This window comes from Aquabacter spiritensis, from assembly GCF_004346185.1.
Taxonomy (GTDB): Bacteria; Pseudomonadota; Alphaproteobacteria; order Rhizobiales; family Xanthobacteraceae; genus Aquabacter; species Aquabacter spiritensis.
The window spans coordinates 102742-117881 of sequence record NZ_SMAI01000006.1 but is presented as its reverse complement, the minus strand read 5'-3'; the positions used below and the strand labels follow the sequence as shown (position 1 = coordinate 117881).

At 66.7% G+C, this 15140-nt stretch carries 15 protein-coding genes; 10 read left to right on the top strand and 5 right to left on the bottom strand.

Features of this window, described 5'->3' with window-relative positions; all coding sequences use genetic code 11:
- The first annotated feature begins 59 nt into the window (after nt 1–59).
- The 3 genes from EDC64_RS11430 to EDC64_RS11420 are packed head-to-tail and all read left to right on the top strand — an operon-like array spanning nt 60 to nt 1810.
- Nucleotides 60–767, top strand: a complete 708-nt coding sequence (locus EDC64_RS11430) for a hypothetical protein (protein WP_132031431.1) — start codon at nt 60–62, stop codon at nt 765–767.
- A 58-nt stretch (nt 768–825) separates the two neighbouring features.
- Complete coding sequence (locus EDC64_RS11425) at nt 826–1083, top strand: hypothetical protein (RefSeq protein ID WP_132031430.1); 258 nt, start codon at nt 826–828, stop codon at nt 1081–1083.
- 37 nt (nt 1084–1120) lie between these two features.
- On the top strand, nt 1121–1810 hold the full coding sequence (locus EDC64_RS11420) for a class I SAM-dependent methyltransferase (RefSeq protein WP_132031429.1): 690 nt from the start codon (nt 1121–1123) through the stop codon (nt 1808–1810).
- Between the two features lie 7 nt (nt 1811–1817).
- On the opposite strand, the gene EDC64_RS11415 is transcribed toward EDC64_RS11420, so the two are convergent.
- A complete protein-coding gene (locus EDC64_RS11415) occupies nt 1818–2243 on the bottom strand; it encodes a GtrA family protein (RefSeq protein WP_132031428.1) in 426 nt (141 codons plus the stop codon).
- A 179-nt stretch (nt 2244–2422) separates the two neighbouring features.
- Between EDC64_RS11415 and carB the strand changes: the two genes are divergently transcribed.
- The 4 genes from carB to EDC64_RS11395 all read left to right on the top strand — a co-directional run bounded on the left by carB (nt 2423) and on the right by EDC64_RS11395 (nt 8809).
- Nucleotides 2423–5770 carry a carbamoyl-phosphate synthase large subunit gene (gene carB / locus EDC64_RS11410; RefSeq protein ID WP_132031427.1) on the top strand — a complete coding sequence of 1116 codons (3348 nt, stop codon included), beginning with the start codon at nt 2423–2425 and terminating at the stop codon, nt 5768–5770.
- 196 nt (nt 5771–5966) lie between these two features.
- Nucleotides 5967–6440, top strand: coding sequence for a transcription elongation factor GreA (gene greA, locus EDC64_RS11405; protein WP_132031426.1), 474 nt, complete (start codon nt 5967–5969; stop codon nt 6438–6440).
- A 233-nt stretch (nt 6441–6673) separates the two neighbouring features.
- A complete protein-coding gene (locus EDC64_RS11400; RefSeq protein WP_132031425.1) occupies nt 6674–7588 on the top strand; it encodes an AAA family ATPase in 915 nt (304 codons plus the stop codon).
- Between the two features lie 3 nt (nt 7589–7591).
- A complete protein-coding gene (locus EDC64_RS11395) occupies nt 7592–8809 on the top strand; it encodes a vWA domain-containing protein (protein ID WP_245504659.1) in 1218 nt (405 codons plus the stop codon).
- On the opposite strand, the gene EDC64_RS11390 is transcribed toward EDC64_RS11395, so the two are convergent.
- Nucleotides 8751–9782: a lysine-2,3-aminomutase-like protein gene (locus tag EDC64_RS11390; protein WP_132031424.1), complete on the bottom strand. Its 1032-nt coding sequence runs from the start codon at nt 9780–9782 to the stop codon at nt 8751–8753. The two genes, EDC64_RS11395 and EDC64_RS11390, sit on opposite strands and share 59 nt — an antisense overlap.
- Nucleotides 9783–9894: 112 nt before the next feature.
- Between EDC64_RS11390 and EDC64_RS11385 the strand changes: the two genes are divergently transcribed.
- The 3 genes from EDC64_RS11385 to EDC64_RS11375 are packed head-to-tail and all read left to right on the top strand — an operon-like array spanning nt 9895 to nt 12555.
- Complete coding sequence (locus tag EDC64_RS11385; protein WP_132031423.1) at nt 9895–10218, top strand: XdhC family protein; 324 nt, start codon at nt 9895–9897, stop codon at nt 10216–10218.
- Nucleotides 10219–10222: 4 nt separating this feature from the next.
- Nucleotides 10223–10933 carry an XdhC family protein gene (locus EDC64_RS11380; protein ID WP_132031422.1) on the top strand — a complete coding sequence of 237 codons (711 nt, stop codon included), beginning with the start codon at nt 10223–10225 and terminating at the stop codon, nt 10931–10933.
- The gene (locus EDC64_RS11375) at nt 10930–12555 is read left to right on the top strand and encodes an NTP transferase domain-containing protein (protein WP_132031421.1); all 1626 of its coding nucleotides are present in this window, start codon (nt 10930–10932) and stop codon (nt 12553–12555) included. Before EDC64_RS11380 ends, EDC64_RS11375 begins: the two co-directional genes overlap by 4 nt.
- A 34-nt stretch (nt 12556–12589) precedes the next feature.
- Here the strand turns inward: EDC64_RS11375 and EDC64_RS11370 are convergent, their stop codons facing one another.
- The 3 genes from EDC64_RS11370 to EDC64_RS11360 are packed head-to-tail and all read right to left on the bottom strand — an operon-like array spanning nt 12590 to nt 14984.
- Nucleotides 12590–13054: a DUF488 domain-containing protein gene (locus EDC64_RS11370; RefSeq protein WP_132031420.1), complete on the bottom strand. Its 465-nt coding sequence runs from the start codon at nt 13052–13054 to the stop codon at nt 12590–12592.
- 5 nt (nt 13055–13059) lie between these two features.
- Nucleotides 13060–14385: a TRAP transporter large permease gene (locus EDC64_RS11365; RefSeq protein WP_132031419.1), complete on the bottom strand. Its 1326-nt coding sequence runs from the start codon at nt 14383–14385 to the stop codon at nt 13060–13062.
- The gene (locus tag EDC64_RS11360; RefSeq protein ID WP_132031418.1) at nt 14385–14984 is read right to left on the bottom strand and encodes a TRAP transporter small permease subunit; all 600 of its coding nucleotides are present in this window, start codon (nt 14982–14984) and stop codon (nt 14385–14387) included. The genes EDC64_RS11365 and EDC64_RS11360 overlap by 1 nt, the downstream gene beginning before the upstream one ends.
- Nucleotides 14985–15140 lie beyond the last annotated feature (156 nt).

Here is a 15140-nt window from a genome sequence, read left to right as displayed (position 1 = left end):
CGATTTCGCCCGCTGCGAAAGCACGATATGACAAGGGCGTGGCGTCGATGGAGGCGGGGATGGCGAAGGATCAACGCAAATGGCCGCTCTGGGCGGCAGGCGCGGCTCTGGCCGTCTTGCTCGTCGGGTGCGGAACCCCTTCGAGCAATTGGGGCACCGGCGTCGTGACGGAAGCCGACCCCTGGGGCGCCTATGAAGCCGTCGTGCCGATTCCCGCTCCGGACGCGCCGCCGCGCGTGTTCCAATGCACAGGTCCCTGGGCTCCGACCACGACCGAAGTGAACCTCATCGCCGATTTCGGCCAGCAGGCGATCAGCCGCGCAGACGTGATGCAGCCTGACGGGTCGATGGCTCCCGGCTCGGTCCTGCTGGCGGGCGAGCCGAAGCTCCGCGTCGACATCGCATGGGCCGATGCGCTCGGCTACACCATCCCCACCCGCGTCGCCTTTACCGACGAGACACGCTGGGGCGTCGCCGGCATTACGATCGGAACGTCTCTTGCCGATGTCGAAAAGGCCAATGGCGGACCTTTCCGCTTGGTCGGATTCGGCGGCACCAATGGCGGCGTCGTCGCCGATTGGCGCGGAGGACGATTGGCCAACATGACCGGGCCGTGCCGGCTCGGCGTGCAGTTTGCCATCTCCGCTCTGGCGTCTGATTCTGCTCAGGCAAAGGTGTCCGGGCCGAAAGTATATAATTCGTCCGATCCGGCGATCCGCGCAATCAATCCGACCGTTGGCCAGTTCTGGGTCCGCTACAAATGGTGAGGCGAGGGGAGGCCGTTCCGCATATGTGCCTCGATCCCTTTCTGCAACGGAGTGTGACATGCCGCGCATGACGTCCCTATCCAAGCTGGCTATCGCATTCGGTCTCGGTGTCGGGGTTGCCATCGGCGGCCAGGCCCTCGTCACCCGCGCGGTTGCGGGACAGCCCTTCATGGATGCCGCTCTGGAGCAGTTGCGCGGCGCCCGCGCGAGCCTCGTGCAGGCAGAGCCCAACAAAGGTGGCCATCGCGATGCCGCCATTGGCCTGATCGATCAAGCGATCGAGCAGGTGAAGATGGGCATCGCCTTCGCCCGCTAAGGCGGGCGTCCGGGCCGCACGGCAGGAGATCGCTGGCATGGACTGGATCTCCTTCTGGGACGGGTCTCACGCGATCTATGTGAGCGACCGTCACAAGCAGCTCCATTATGCGCGAATCGCCGCCGACCTCGCCCGCTTGGTGCCCACCCCCGACGCGCGGGTTCTGGACTATGGCTGCGGCGAGGCGCTCGCGGCCGCCACGCTGGCCAAGGCCTGCGGGTCATTGACGCTGTGTGATGCGGCGCCGGGGGTACGCGACAAGCTGCGCCACCGCTTTTCCCAGGATGGGGCGATCCGGGTCGCCGCGCCCGATGACGTCGCCGCGCTTCCCGATCGCAGCTTCGACCTGATCGTCGCCAACTCTCTTCTGCAATATCTCACGAGGCCCCAGCTCGACGAGCTGCTGTCGCTGTGGCGGCGGCTGCTCGCACCCGGCGGTCGGCTGCTTTTGGCCGATATCATTCCTCCCGACCGCGGCGCAGCGCGGGATGCCGCGGCGTTGCTCGCCTTTGCCGCACGCGACGGATTCCTGGGCGCCGCGCTTCTCGGACTAGCCCGCACAGCGGTCTCGCCCTATCGAAAACTGCGCGGCGAACTCGGCCTCTCGACCTATCGCGAGGCCGATTTCCTGGCGCTCTTGCGGCAGGCCGGTTTCGAAGCCGAGCGGACGCGCCCCAATGTGGGGCACAATCAGGGGCGCATGGCGTTCCTGGCGGTTCCCGCCTGATCGTCCCTCAGCCCGCCCGGCGCCGCTCGGCGAATGCCCAAAGCCGATAGCTGTTGAAGGTCCAGCACAGAACCAAGGCGCTCGTGAGGACCTGAGCGAGCACGTAGAAGAGCCCGAGCCTGTGGGTGAACAGGTCCATCAGCACGCCGTTCAGGATGAAGGCGACGCCCGCCACGAGAAAGTACCGCGGAATCGCGCCGGCATGGGACCGGGTCGAGCGGAAGGTGAAGCGGCTGTTCAGCGTGTAGGTGACGAGGGTCCCCACGACGAAGCCGATCATCGATGCGGCGACCGGACCGAGCACATCCGTCTCCACCAATGTGCCCAAAACCAGCACATGAGCGACAAAAGCGGTCGCACCGACGGCGATGAAAGTGCCGAGTTGAACCAACAGCGGAACGTGACGGGCGAGGCGGGTGGGGAGGAGGTCCATCGGCGAAATGCAGGTCCGGCTGGAGAGAGGCGACGGCGGTCTTCCGTCGCGCGCAAATATGGTCTAAGGAAGCCCAATAGCTTGCCGGGCGGAGATCTTTCTACGCTGCGGTACGGCACCATCCCAAGGGGCGCGTGACCCGCGGCCCTTTTTTTGCGCCCGTCGAGCGCCATCGAGACATGCCGAAACGCACCGACCTCGAAACCATCCTCATCATTGGCGCAGGCCCCATCGTGATCGGGCAGGCCTGTGAGTTCGATTATTCCGGAACGCAGGCCTGCAAGGCGCTGAAGGAAGAGGGCTACCGGGTCGTCCTGGTAAACTCCAACCCGGCGACCATCATGACCGATCCGGACATGGCGGACGCGACCTATATCGAACCGATCACACCGGAGATCGTCGCCAAAATCATCGAGGCCGAGCGCGGTGATCGCGCCAGGGGCTTTGCATTGCTGCCGACCATGGGCGGGCAGACCGCGCTGAATTGTGCGCTCTCGCTGAAGCATATGGGTGTGCTCGACGCGTTCGACGTCGAGATGATCGGCGCCACTGCGGAAGCCATCGACAAGGCCGAGGACCGCGAGCTGTTCCGCGAGGCGATGACCAAGATCGGCCTCTCGACCCCCACCTCGCGGCAGATCAAGACGCTGCCCCAAGCCCTCGAGGCATTGGATATCGTCGGGCTGCCGGCCATTATCCGCCCGTCCTTCACCATGGGCGGAACGGGGGGCGGCATCGCCTTCAACAAGGCCGAGTTCATCGAGATCGTCGAGCGCGGCATCGACGCCTCGCCCACCAACGAGGTGCTGATCGAGGAGAGCGTTCTCGGCTGGAAGGAGTATGAGATGGAGGTGGTCCGCGACAAGGCGGACAACTGCATCATCATCTGCTCGATCGAGAATCTGGACCCGATGGGGGTGCATACCGGCGATTCGATCACCGTCGCGCCGGCTTTGACCCTGACCGACAAAGAATACCAGATCATGCGCGACGCCTCGCTGGCGGTGCTGCGCGAGATCGGGGTGGAAACCGGCGGCTCCAACGTCCAGTTCGCGATCAACCCGGAAGACGGGCGGATGATCGTCATCGAGATGAATCCGCGCGTGTCGCGCTCGTCCGCCCTCGCCTCCAAGGCGACGGGCTTCCCGATCGCCAAGGTCGCGGCGCGGCTCGCCGTCGGCTACACGCTGGACGAGATCGAGAACGACATTACGGGCGGTGCGACCCCGGCCTCCTTCGAACCCACCATCGATTATGTGGTGACGAAGATCCCGCGCTTCGCATTCGAGAAATTCCCCGGCGCGGACCATACCCTCACCACGTCCATGAAGTCGGTGGGCGAGGCGATGGCGATCGGCCGCACCTTCCAGGAAAGCCTGCAGAAGGCGCTGCGCTCGTTGGAGACCGGCCTCACCGGGCTCGACGACATCGAGATCGGCGGGCTCGGCACCGGCGACGACAAGAATGCGGTGCGCGCAGCCCTCGGCACGCCGACCCCGGAGCGCCTGCTTTATGTCGCGCAGGCGATGCGGCTCGGCATGACCGACGAACTGATCCACGCCGCCTGCCAAATCGATCCCTGGTTCCTCTCCCAGATTCGCGGCATCGTCGAGACCGAGGACAAGGTCCGCCGGCTCGGCCTGCCGCCAACCGCGGGGGCGTTTCGCGGCTTGAAGGCGATGGGCTTTTCCGATGCCCGGCTCGCGGCGCTCGCGGGGGTCGAGGAAGGCGCGGTGCGTGCGCAGCGCCACGCTCTGGGCGTGCGCCCGGTCTATAAGCGCATCGATACCTGCGCGGCGGAGTTCGCTTCCCCCACCGCTTACATGTATTCGACCTATGAGGCGCCGTTCGCCGGCAGTCCGGCCGATGAGGCGCAGCCCTCTGACCGCCGCAAGGTGGTGATTCTCGGCGGCGGTCCGAATCGGATCGGGCAGGGCATCGAGTTCGACTATTGCTGCTGCCACGCGGCGTTCGCCCTGAAAGAGGCGGGCTACGAGGCGATCATGGTCAACTGTAATCCCGAGACCGTCTCGACCGACTACGACACCTCGGACCGGCTCTATTTCGAGCCGCTCACGGCCGAGGATGTTCTGGAACTGATCGATCGCGAGCGCAGCGCCGGCACCCTGCTCGGCGTCATCGTGCAGTTCGGCGGCCAAACGCCGCTGAAGCTCGCGCGGGCGCTCGAGGCGGCCAACGTGCCGATCCTCGGCACCTCGCCGGACGCCATCGACCTCGCCGAGGACCGCGACCGCTTCAAGACCCTGCTGGACAAGCTCGAACTTCGCCAGCCGGCGAACGGCATCGCCTATTCGGTGGATCAGGCGCGCGTCGTCGCCGATGGCCTCGGCTTTCCGCTCGTCGTTCGGCCGTCTTATGTGCTGGGCGGGCGGGCGATGCAGATCATCCGCGAAGACCACCAGCTCGGAGATTATCTCCTCGATACGTTGCCGGGCCTGGTGCCGCACGATGTCCGCGCGCGCTTCCCGAACGACAAGACGCGCCAGATCGATGCCGTGCTCGGCACCAATCCGCTGCTGTTCGACCGCTATCTCTCCGACGCCATCGAAGTCGACGTCGACGCGCTGTGCGACGGCACCGAGGTTCGGGTCGCCGGCATCATGGAGCATATCGAGGAAGCCGGAATTCATTCCGGCGACAGCGCCTGCACGCTGCCGCCGCATTCGCTCTCCGAGGACATGCTGCGGCGGCTCGGCGAAGAGACCGCCGCCTTGGCCCTGGCGCTCGGCGTGGTCGGTTTGATGAACGTGCAGTTCGCGCTGAAGGACGACGACATCTACATCCTCGAGGTCAATCCCCGCGCCTCGCGCACCGTGCCCTTCGTCGCCAAGGTGATCGGCGTGCCCATCGCCAAGATCGCGGCGCGGGTGATGGCGGGCGAGAAGCTCGCGGCCTTCGACTTCAAGTCGGGTCATTTCGACCATATCGCGGTGAAGGAAGCGGTGTTCCCGTTTGCCCGGTTCCCCGGCGTCGACACCGTGCTGGGGCCGGAGATGCGCTCGACCGGCGAGGTGATGGGGCTCGACACCGATTTCGGTGTCGCCTTCGCCAAGAGCCAGCTCGGCGGCGGAACCAAAGTTCCGAAGTCCGGAACGGTCTTCGTATCGGTCAAGGACAGCGACAAGGCCCGCATCCTGCCGTCGGTGCGGTTGCTGGAGGAGGTCGGCTTCAAGGTGGTCGCGACATCCGGCACCCAGCGCTTCCTGGAAGAGAACGGCGTTTCCGCCGGCAAGATCAACAAGGTGCTGGAAGGGCGGCCGCACGTGGTCGACGCGATCAAGAATGGCGACGTCCAATTGGTGTTCAACACCACAGAGGGCGCGCAGGCGCTTTCCGACAGCCGCTCGCTACGTCGCGCCGCCCTCTTGCACAAAGTGCCGTATTACACCACGCTATCGGGAGCGATTGCAGCGACGCAGGGGATCAAGGCCTATGTAGGCGGCGATCTCAAGGTGCGCGCGTTGCAAAGCTATTTTGAAGCCGACGCAACTTCGGCGACGGGCTGAGCGTTCGTCGCCTGATCCGTGTGTCGTGAGGTTTCGCGCACGCGGGTCCCGCGTGGCGCTTATTGGTGTGCCGCTGCGGTGCGCGCCGTATTCCGAGACGGATATCGTCCCGCGTGTGCGGTTGTCAGTTTTACCTCGGCTCGACCCTCTGCCGATGAGGGCGGGGCGAGGTTTCAGGAGGTCTCGAGACGGACCCATGGAAAAGATTCCCATGACGGGGAGCGGCTACACCGCCCTCGAGAACGAGTTGCGCCATCGCCAGCAGGTGGAGCGCCCGAGGATCATCACCGCTATCGCCGAAGCGCGCGCCCATGGCGATCTCTCCGAGAATGCGGAATATCACGCGGCCAAGGAGCTGCAGTCCCTGAACGAGGGGCGCATCGCCGAGCTCGAGGACAAATTGTCCCGCGCCGAGGTGATCGACGTCGCGAAGCTTTCAGGCGATGTCGTGAAATTCGGAGCCACCGTGACCCTCGTCGACGAGGATACGGAAGAGGAGCGTGTCTGGCAGATCGTCGGTGACAATGAGGCGGACGCCAAAGAAGGCCGCATCTCGATCTCCTCGCCCGTGGCGCGCGCCCTGATCGGCAAGCAGAAGGGCGCTTCGGTCGAAGTCGTCACGCCAAAGGGCGCCCGCTCGTTTGAAATCGTCCAGGTCCGCTGGAGCTGACCTTCCGGGGGGCGGGGCGCGAGCATCCGTTCGCCTCCCGGCCTCCTTGTCTCCCATCGATCGCCCACGCCGGCCCCATCCCCGCACCGAGCGGACCGGCGCTCAGGAGAGCGGCCTGCGGGGCGACGAGCTGCGCGCTCTGATCGACCGGAAGAATGGCTTCCCGCTCTCAGGGGCGTCTGATCCTTCAAATGTCGATGCCATCCGGGCCGAACGTGCTCTAGACTTGCTGCATGACGTCCGCCGCGCCGCCCTCCATCAATGCGACCACCGCCCTTCTGGAGGGGGCGGGCTATGTCCCCGACCGTGCGCTCGCCACGGTGGTCCATCTCGCCTTGCGCATGGGCCGGCCGCTGCTGCTGGAAGGTGAGGCCGGTGTCGGCAAGACCGAGGTGGCCCGCACCCTCGCCGCCGCTCTGGGACGCCGGCTGATTCGTCTGCAATGTTATGAAGGGCTCGACCTTTCGGCGGCCGCCTATGAATGGAACTATGCCGCCCAGATGATCGCGATCCGCCTCGCCGAGGCGGCGGGGGAGAGCGACAAGGGGACGATCGCGTCCGACGTGTTTTCTGAGCGCTATCTTCTTCGCCGACCGCTTCTCGAGGCGCTTGCCCCGGATGCTGCAGGTCCGCCGGTCCTGCTGGTGGACGAATTAGACCGCACCGACGAGGCCTTCGAGGCCTTCCTGCTCGAACTTCTCGCCGACTTCCAGATCACCATTCCCGAGCTCGGCACGATCAAGGCGGCGCAGCCGCCCATCATCATCCTCACCTCGAACCGCACCCGCGAGATTCACGACGCCCTGAAGCGCCGCTGCCTCTATCATTGGGTGGATTATCCCTCGGCGGAACGGGAACTCGCCATTCTGCGCGCGCGCCTGCCGGGCGTTCCCGAGCGGCTCTCCGCCCAGATCGTGGGCTTCGTCCAGGCGCTGCGGGCGGAGGACCTGTTCAAGGTGCCGGGCGTGGCCGAAACTCTGGACTGGGCCTCGGCCCTTGTGGAACTCGATGCCGTCGCGCTCGATCCGGCGCTCGTCGGCGACACGCTCGGGGTCCTGCTGAAATACCAGGACGACATCGCCCGGACCGACGCCCCGCGGATCGAGCGGCTGATCGAGGTCGCGCGCCGCTCGGTGCCGGCGGAATAGGCCGTGACCGCCGCCGATGCCGCCACGGCGACCGGGCGGCCACCGGGCCGGCTCGCCGACAATATCGTCTATTTCGGCCGTGGTCTGCGCGCCGCGGGTCTCGGCGTCGGTCCGGGAGACATGCTCGATGCGGTGACCGCGCTGGAAACGGCGGGGGTGGGAACGAAGGAGGATGTTTATTGGGTCCTCCATGCCGTGTTTGTGCGGCGGCGCGAGGACCATGAGGTCTTCGATCAGGCGTTTCGCCTGTTCTTCCGCCGCCGAGCGCCGATGGAAGCCCTGATCGCCATGCTCTCGCCCGCAGCCCCGGCACGTGGGGAGGGCAAAGACGAGACGGCGCTCCGGCGGGTTCAGGAGGCTCTGTTCTCCCGTGTCGGGACGCCGAGCGCTGCGCCGGCGTCGACGCTCGAGTTCGATGCGCGCCTCACCGCGTCATTGGCCGAAACGCTGCGCACACGGGATTTCGCCCAGATGAGCGCGGCCGAACTTGCGGCGGCGAGGCGGCATATTGCGCAGTTGCGTATGCCGGACGATGCCGCTCCCACGCGCCGCTTCAGGCCCGAACGGCATGGCCCGCGCTTCGATCTGCGCGCGACGATGCGCGCCGCTCTGTCGACCGGCGGGGAAGCCCTCGCTCCGCGCCTGAGGGGGCTGCGCCGCCATCCGCCGCCCGTGGTGGCGCTGCTCGACATTTCCGGCTCGATGGACGGCTATTCGCGCGTGGTGCTGCATTTTTTGCATGCTCTGTCGGAGACGCGTCGGGTCCACAGCTTCCTGTTCGGAACCCGGCTGAGCAATGTGACGCGCCTGATGCGGCGGCGCGATCCCGATTCGGCGCTGAAGGCGGTGGGCGGTGCGGTCACCGACTGGGCCGGCGGCACACGGATCGGCGCCTCGCTGCGGGCCTTCAACAAGGATTGGTCCCGCCGGGTGCTGTCGCAGGGGCCGATCGTGCTGCTGGTCACCGACGGGCTGGAGCGCGATCCCGATGCGGTGTTGGAAGCCGAGATCGCCCGACTGCAACGGTCCTGTCGCCGCCTCGTCTGGCTCAACCCGTTGTTGCGTTATGACGGTTTCGAGCCGCGCGCGCGCGGCGTCAAGGCGATCCTCCCGCATGTCGATGAATTCCGGCCGGTCCACGATCTCGCCAGCCTGGAAGCGCTCATCGAGGCGCTATCGGCTCCGGCGGATAGGCGTGGACGCCGCCGCAATAGTCGATGACATGGCCGTCTTGAACGGAGGACGGGGTCAGCGGCACCTTTCCGTAGCCGCCGGGAATGTCGAGGACATAGGTTGGCAGACACAGCCCGGAGAGGCGGCCACGCAACGCCCGCATCAAGTCCTGACCCTCGGTGATCGAGAGCCGGAAATGGGCCGTGCCGGGCGCGAAATCGGGATGGTGCAGATAATAGGGTTTCACCCGGCATTCCACCAAAGCGCGAAACAGGTCGGCGAGCGTCTCTGGCGTGTCGTTCACGCCGCGCAGCAGCACCGATTGGGAGAGGACCGGAATTCCGGCATCCACGAGCCGGGCGATCGCAATGCGCGCTTCGGGGCCGAGTTCGGCTGCATGATTGGCATGGATGACGACATAGGAGGTCAGGCCCTCCACCTTCAGCGCCTCCACCATGGCTGCATCGACCCGCTCCGGCGCAGCGATCGGGATCCGGGTGTGGAAGCGGGCGATCCGGACGTGGCCGAGTTCGGCGAGGCGCGCCAGCACGTCGCGCATACGGCGCGGCGCGAGCATCAGCGGGTCGCCTCCGGTCAGGATGACTTCCCAGATCTCCGGATGGGCCGCCAGATAGGCGAAGGCGGCCTCCAGCGCGTCCGGTGACAAAGCGGTCTCCCGTCCCGGCCCGACCATTTCTCGGCGGAAGCAGAAACGGCAATAAACGGCGCAGACGCTCACCAGCTTCAGCAAAGCGCGGTCGGGATAGCGGTGGACGATTCCCGGCACGGGCGAATGCGCGACATCGCCGATCGGGTCGGCGCTCTCCTGCGAAGTGGTCTCGAGTTCTGCCGGATCCGGCACGAACTGGCGTGCCAGCGCGTCGCCCGGTGCCATGCGTCCGGCCAGCGTCGGCGTCACGGCGATGGCATAACGCGCAGCCACCCGCGCCGCATCGCTGCGGCTGGCCTCGTCGAGGAGACCGGCGGCGATCAGATCGTCGGCCGTGCGCAGCGTGGACATTGCGGGTTCCCGGGACAAAGATGCGGACCTTCGGCAATTCCCGGCCCGGCGCGCGCTCCTATATAGAGGGTGGGACGCTGGTGCAAAGCAGGCCCCGACCAGGGAGAAGACCATGCTGTCGACCGAAGACGACGTATTGGAGGCGGCGCTGCGCTGGCGCCGCGAGGGACGGGCGGTCGCGCTCGCCACTGTGCTCGAAACCTGGGGTTCCGCGCCCCGCCCGGTCGGTAGCCATCTCGTTATTGATGCGGAGGGCAATTTCCTCGGCTCGGTTTCGGGCGGGTGCGTCGAGGGTGAGGTCGTCAGCGAGGCTGCCGACGTGATCGCGAGCGGCACCCCACGCATCCTGGAGTTCGGTGTCGCGGACGAGACCGCATGGCGTGTGGGGCTGTCATGCGGCGGAGCGATCCGCGTCTATGTGGAGCGGGTGGACTAGCGCCATGCGGCTGGATCTCCTTTCCCGCCTGATGGCGGAGCGCGCGGCCCGTCGGCCGGCCATACTCGTCACCCAGCTCGCCACCGGCGCGCAGCGCCTCGTGACGCCCGAGACCCTGGCCGCCGATCCTTTGTCGGCGGACCTGCGCAAGGCGCTGCGCACCGGAAAAAGTGGCGCGGTGGGCGAAGACGCGGACCGCGCCTTCCTCACCGTCGAGGTGCCGCCGCCCCGGCTTGCGGTGATTGGCGCCGTGCATATCTCGCAAGCTCTGGCGCCGCTGGCGCGGGTGGCCGGGTATGACATGGTCATCATCGATCCCCGCACCGCCTTCGCCACGGCCGAACGCTTTCCCGACGTGCGGGTGATCGCGGAATGGCCGGATCAGGCCTTGCCGGAGGTTGGTCTCGATCCTTTCACCGCCCTCATTGCGCTGACACACGATCCGAAGATCGACGAGCCTGCGCTGGAGGCCGGATTGAATGCAGGCTGCTTCTATGTCGGCGCGCTCGGCTCGCGCCGCACCCATGCCAAGCGGCTGGAGCGGTTGTCCGCGCGCGGGCTCGGATCCGCGGCGCTGGACCGCATCCATGCCCCGATCGGGCTCGATATCGGCGCGGTCAGCCCCGGCGAGATCGCCGTGGCCATCCTCGCCGAGGTGATCGGCGCTCTTCGCAAAGACGGGCCGGCGATGGTGCGCCCCGAGGCCGCGGCGTGAGGTTCGGCCCGGTTCCGCTCGCACAGGCGTGCGGCGCGATCGCCGCGCATTCGGTCAAGACCAACGGCGTCGTGGTCCGCAAGGGAACGCGGCTTGGGGCCGAGGAGCTGGACGCCCTTGCCGCCGCGGGCGCGCAAGACGTCACAGTCGCGCTCTTTGAGCCGGGCGACGTTGACGAGGACGCGGCCGCATTTCGGCTCGCCGCGGCCTGCTCCGGATCCGGCACGCGCGTCGCCGCCCCGTTTACCGGCCGCGCCAATCTCCATGCGACCGCGGCTGGTGTGCTGATGGTCGATGCCGGGGCGGTGGACGCGTTCAATCTGGTGGACGAGGCGATCACGCTTGCGACCCTTCCCGCCTTCAGGCCCGTCGCCGTGGGGGATCTGGTGGCGACGGTCAAGATCATTCCCTATGCGGTGCCCGAGATGCTGCTCGCCCATGCGGCCGCGCGGGCGGCGGGGCTGGTGCGGGTGCAGCCGTTTCGCCGTACGAAGATCGCGGTCGTCTCGACCCGGCTTTCCGGGCTCGCCGAGAAAGTGGTGGAGAAAACCATTCGCGTGACGGGCGAAAGGCTTGCCAGGCTCGGCGGGCACGTCGCTTCCGACGTGCGGATCCCCCATGAGGGCCGGGCGCTTGAGGCGGCGCTCCGGGCCGCGCGAGACGAAGGTGCGGACCTCATTCTCGTGTTCGGTGCATCCGCCATTGCCGACCGTCGCGACGTCATTCCCGCCGCCCTGGAAGCGGTGGGCGGGCGGGTCGAGCGGCTCGGCATGCCGGTGGATCCCGGAAATCTCCTCATGCTGGGATTTTTCGGCGATCTTCCGGTCATCGGCGCCCCCGGCTGCGCCCGCAGCCCGAAGGAAAACGGCTTCGACTTCATCCTGGCACGCCTGCTGGCCGATATTCCCGTGACCTCGGGGGATATCGCCCGGATGGGCTCCGGCGGCCTGATCGGCGAGATCGTCACCCGCCCGCAGCCGCGCGAGGAGGAACCCGCGCCGGCCAAAATCCTGCCCGAGCCGCAGATAGCCGCCGTCGTACTCGCCGCCGGTCGCGGCACGCGCATGGGGGGGCCGAACAAGCTTCTCGCCGAAATCGGGGGCCGCCCGGTGGTGCGGCGGGTCGCGGAGGCCGCTCTTGCGAGCCGCGCCGAGCCGGTCATCGTGGTGACCGGGCACGAGGGGGCCGAGGTCGTGCGTGCGCTCGGGGGGCTCGACGTCATCCCCATTGCCAATCCCAATTATGCTCAGGGGCTTGCAACCTCGCTCGCCGCCGGCATTGCGGCGGTGCCCGAGGGAGCGGCCGGTGCCCTGGTCATGCTCGGCGACATGCCGCTGCTCGAAGCGGAGACGATCGACCGGCTGATCGCCGCCTTCTCTCCGGTGGAGGGGCGCCTGATCGTGGTCCCGGTCGCAGGCGGACGGCGCGGCAATCCCGTGCTCTGGTCGCGCCGCTTCTTCGCTGCCCTGTCGGCGCTCGAAGGGGATATCGGCGCCCGCGCGCTGATCGCGGCCCATGCCGAGGCGGTCTTCGAAGTCGAGGTCGCGGGGGAGGGCACTCACCTCGACGTCGACACCCCCGCAGCGCTCGCGGCCGCACGCGCCGCCTCGGGAGAGGAATGAAGCGCCTTCGAGATGGCTCCGGAACGGCCGCGCGTCAGAACGGCTGCGGTGCCAGATGGTCCGGCGTGATTCCGAGCCGCTCGGACAGGATTTCCGCCAGTCGCAGCCGGTGGCAGCCGGTGACATCGTGCTCGTAGCACATGAGGCAGATGCGCCGACAGCGTGCCAGAGCGGTCAACTCGTCGAGCGCCTCGCGCGCGGCCGGGGTCTCAAGATGGGCGTTGTAGATCCGCATCAGCCCGGCATGGTCGCCCGAGCGCGCCGCGAGGCGCCCCTCCTTTGGTGTCCCGAGCGCCCGCAAATGGACATAAGCGAGGCCGTGTGCGGACACGCTTGCCGATAGGGCGCCCTTCGAGAAGCCCGGCCGGCGCGAGGCGGCAACCGCCCGAACGTCGACGAGAAGGTCGACTTGGGCCCGGCTGAGGTTCTCCTGGAAGACGCCGGGAGTCGTGCCCTCATAGCCGATGGTGAACAGGTCGGTCGTGCCGTGGATCGCCATGCGTCTTATCCATAGAGGGCGTTCGGCAGCCAGAGCGCGATGCCCGGGAAAAGATAGAGCAGAATCATGGACAGAATGACGATGTAGAGGAAGGGCATCACGCCCGAGAAGATCTGTTCGATGGAGACGTTCTTAGGCGCGACGCCCTTCAGGTAGAAGGGTGCCATGGCGACCGGCGGGGACAGGAAGGAGGTCTGTAGATTGAGGCCGACCAGGACCCCGAAGAAGATCGGGTCAACGCCGAAATTGTCCAGCAGCGGCAGGAAGATCGGCAGGAAAATGACGATGATCTCGGTCCATTCCAATGGCCAGCCGAGGACAAAGATGATGGCCTGGGTGAGAATCAGGAACCCGATTGGGCCCAGATTGAGCGAGAGGACGAAATTCTCCACCACCTGCTGGCCGCCGAGCAGGGCGAACACCGCCGAGAACACGGCCGAGCCGACGAACAGCCAGCACACCATGGCAGAGGCCCGCGCGGTGAGAAACACGCTCTCCTTCAATTTGGTGACGGAGAAGCTGCGATAGATCACAGCGAGGAGGATCGCGCCGGCGGCGCCGATCGCTGCCGCCTCCGACGGCGTTGCGAGGCCGAACACGATGGCGCCGAGGACGCTGGAGATCAGGATGGCCAGTGGAAAGAAGGAGGTCGCGAGCGCGAAGATGATCTCGCCGACCGAGGAGGCCCGCTCGGCCGGCGGCAATTTCGGCGCCAGAGCGGGGTTCAGCATCGCCCGCACCACCACGTAAAGGGTGTAGAGGCCCGCGAGCATCAGGCCGGGCACGAAAGCGGCGGCATAGAGCTTCACCACCGACACGCCGGCGGTGGCACCGTACAGGATCAGCATGACGCTCGGCGGAATCAGGATGCCGAGGCAGCCGCCGGCACAGACGACGCCGGCCGCGAGACGCGTGTCATAGCCGGCGCGCAGCATGGCCGGGAAGGCGAGGAGGCCCATCAAGGTCACGACCGCGCCGACGATGCCTGTCGCGGTCGCGAACATCGCGCAGGTGATCAGGGTGGCGACCGCAAGCGAACCCGGCATCCAGCCGGCAGCGAGTTGGATCGCGCGGAACAGGCGGTCGAGAATGTTCGCGCGCTCGACCACATAGCCCATGAAAAGGAAGAGCGGGATCGAGATCAGGACGTCGTTCGCCATCACGCTGTAGGTGCGCTGCACGAACAGCTGAAACACCGTGTCGCCGCGGGTGAAGTAGCCGAAGCCGACACCCAGCGCCATGAGCGTGAAGGCGATGGGAAATCCGAGCATCAGAAACGCAAGGAACATCACCAGCATGAGAATGCCGAGGGCGGGATCCGACAAGAACATCACAGGGCTCCCTTGCCGATGGCTTCGGCATCGGCCTTGTTGGCCGCTTCCTCGAGAATGAGCTTTTCCATCTCTTCGACATCGTGCAGCCGCTCGGGCCAGGTTCCGGTGCGCAGGCAGATCACGCAGCGGATCACCTCCACCACGCCCTGGAGGAACATCAGCACACCCGTCAGCGGGATCAGTCCCTTGAAGGGCCAGATCATCGGTCCATCGGGCGAGAAGGAAGAATGTTCGTTCAGAAGCCAGGACAGCCGGAAATAGCCCCATCCGGCATAAACAAGCGCGATGATGCCGGGGAAGAAGAACAGGAAATAGAGGACGAGATCGACCGCAGCCTGCCGCTTCGGCGGCCAATTGCGATAGAGGAAGTCGCCCCGCACATGGCCGTTGCGCGATAAGGTGTAGGCGCCCGCCATCATGAACAGCGTGCCGTACAGCATGTAGGACACGTCGTAGGCCCAAGACGTCGGTGCGCGCAGCACATAGCGGCAGAAGACTTCGTAGCAGATGGCCAACGTGAGGATCACGATCACCCAGGCAAACAGCTTGCCGATGAACGTATTCAGGCGGTCGATAGCGAGAAGGAATCGTTGCATGCCGGCCCCTCGGAGAGCGTGATCGAACGAGGGGGCGCACGGTCCGTCCGGCGCGCGGTCGGATACGGGTCCAGCGTTTCCCCTTCCGGGCGACGTTTGCCGGGGCCGATGCGTCGGGCCGCTTGGCCAGATCGCCCGAACCCAGGCGTCGCCGCC

What these genes read in the sequence shown, in the direction of transcription:
- EDC64_RS11430 (WP_132031431.1), top strand. Translation starts at nt 60, where the DNA reads ATGGCGAAGGATCAACGCAAATGGCCGCTCTGGGCGGCAGGCGCGGCT.
- EDC64_RS11425 (WP_132031430.1), top strand. Translation starts at nt 826, where the DNA reads ATGCCGCGCATGACGTCCCTATCCAAGCTGGCTATCGCATTCGGTCTC.
- EDC64_RS11420 (WP_132031429.1), top strand. Translation starts at nt 1,121, where the DNA reads ATGGACTGGATCTCCTTCTGGGACGGGTCTCACGCGATCTATGTGAGC.
- EDC64_RS11415 (WP_132031428.1), bottom strand. Translation starts at nt 2,243, where the DNA reads ATGGACCTCCTCCCCACCCGCCTCGCCCGTCACGTTCCGCTGTTGGTT.
- carB (WP_132031427.1), top strand. Translation starts at nt 2,423, where the DNA reads ATGCCGAAACGCACCGACCTCGAAACCATCCTCATCATTGGCGCAGGC.
- greA (WP_132031426.1), top strand. Translation starts at nt 5,967, where the DNA reads ATGGAAAAGATTCCCATGACGGGGAGCGGCTACACCGCCCTCGAGAAC.
- EDC64_RS11400 (WP_132031425.1), top strand. Translation starts at nt 6,674, where the DNA reads ATGACGTCCGCCGCGCCGCCCTCCATCAATGCGACCACCGCCCTTCTG.
- EDC64_RS11390 (WP_132031424.1), bottom strand. Translation starts at nt 9,782, where the DNA reads ATGTCCACGCTGCGCACGGCCGACGATCTGATCGCCGCCGGTCTCCTC.
- EDC64_RS11385 (WP_132031423.1), top strand. Translation starts at nt 9,895, where the DNA reads ATGCTGTCGACCGAAGACGACGTATTGGAGGCGGCGCTGCGCTGGCGC.
- EDC64_RS11380 (WP_132031422.1), top strand. Translation starts at nt 10,223, where the DNA reads ATGCGGCTGGATCTCCTTTCCCGCCTGATGGCGGAGCGCGCGGCCCGT.
- EDC64_RS11370 (WP_132031420.1), bottom strand. Translation starts at nt 13,054, where the DNA reads ATGGCGATCCACGGCACGACCGACCTGTTCACCATCGGCTATGAGGGC.
- EDC64_RS11365 (WP_132031419.1), bottom strand. Translation starts at nt 14,385, where the DNA reads ATGTTCTTGTCGGATCCCGCCCTCGGCATTCTCATGCTGGTGATGTTC.
- EDC64_RS11360 (WP_132031418.1), bottom strand. Translation starts at nt 14,984, where the DNA reads ATGCAACGATTCCTTCTCGCTATCGACCGCCTGAATACGTTCATCGGC.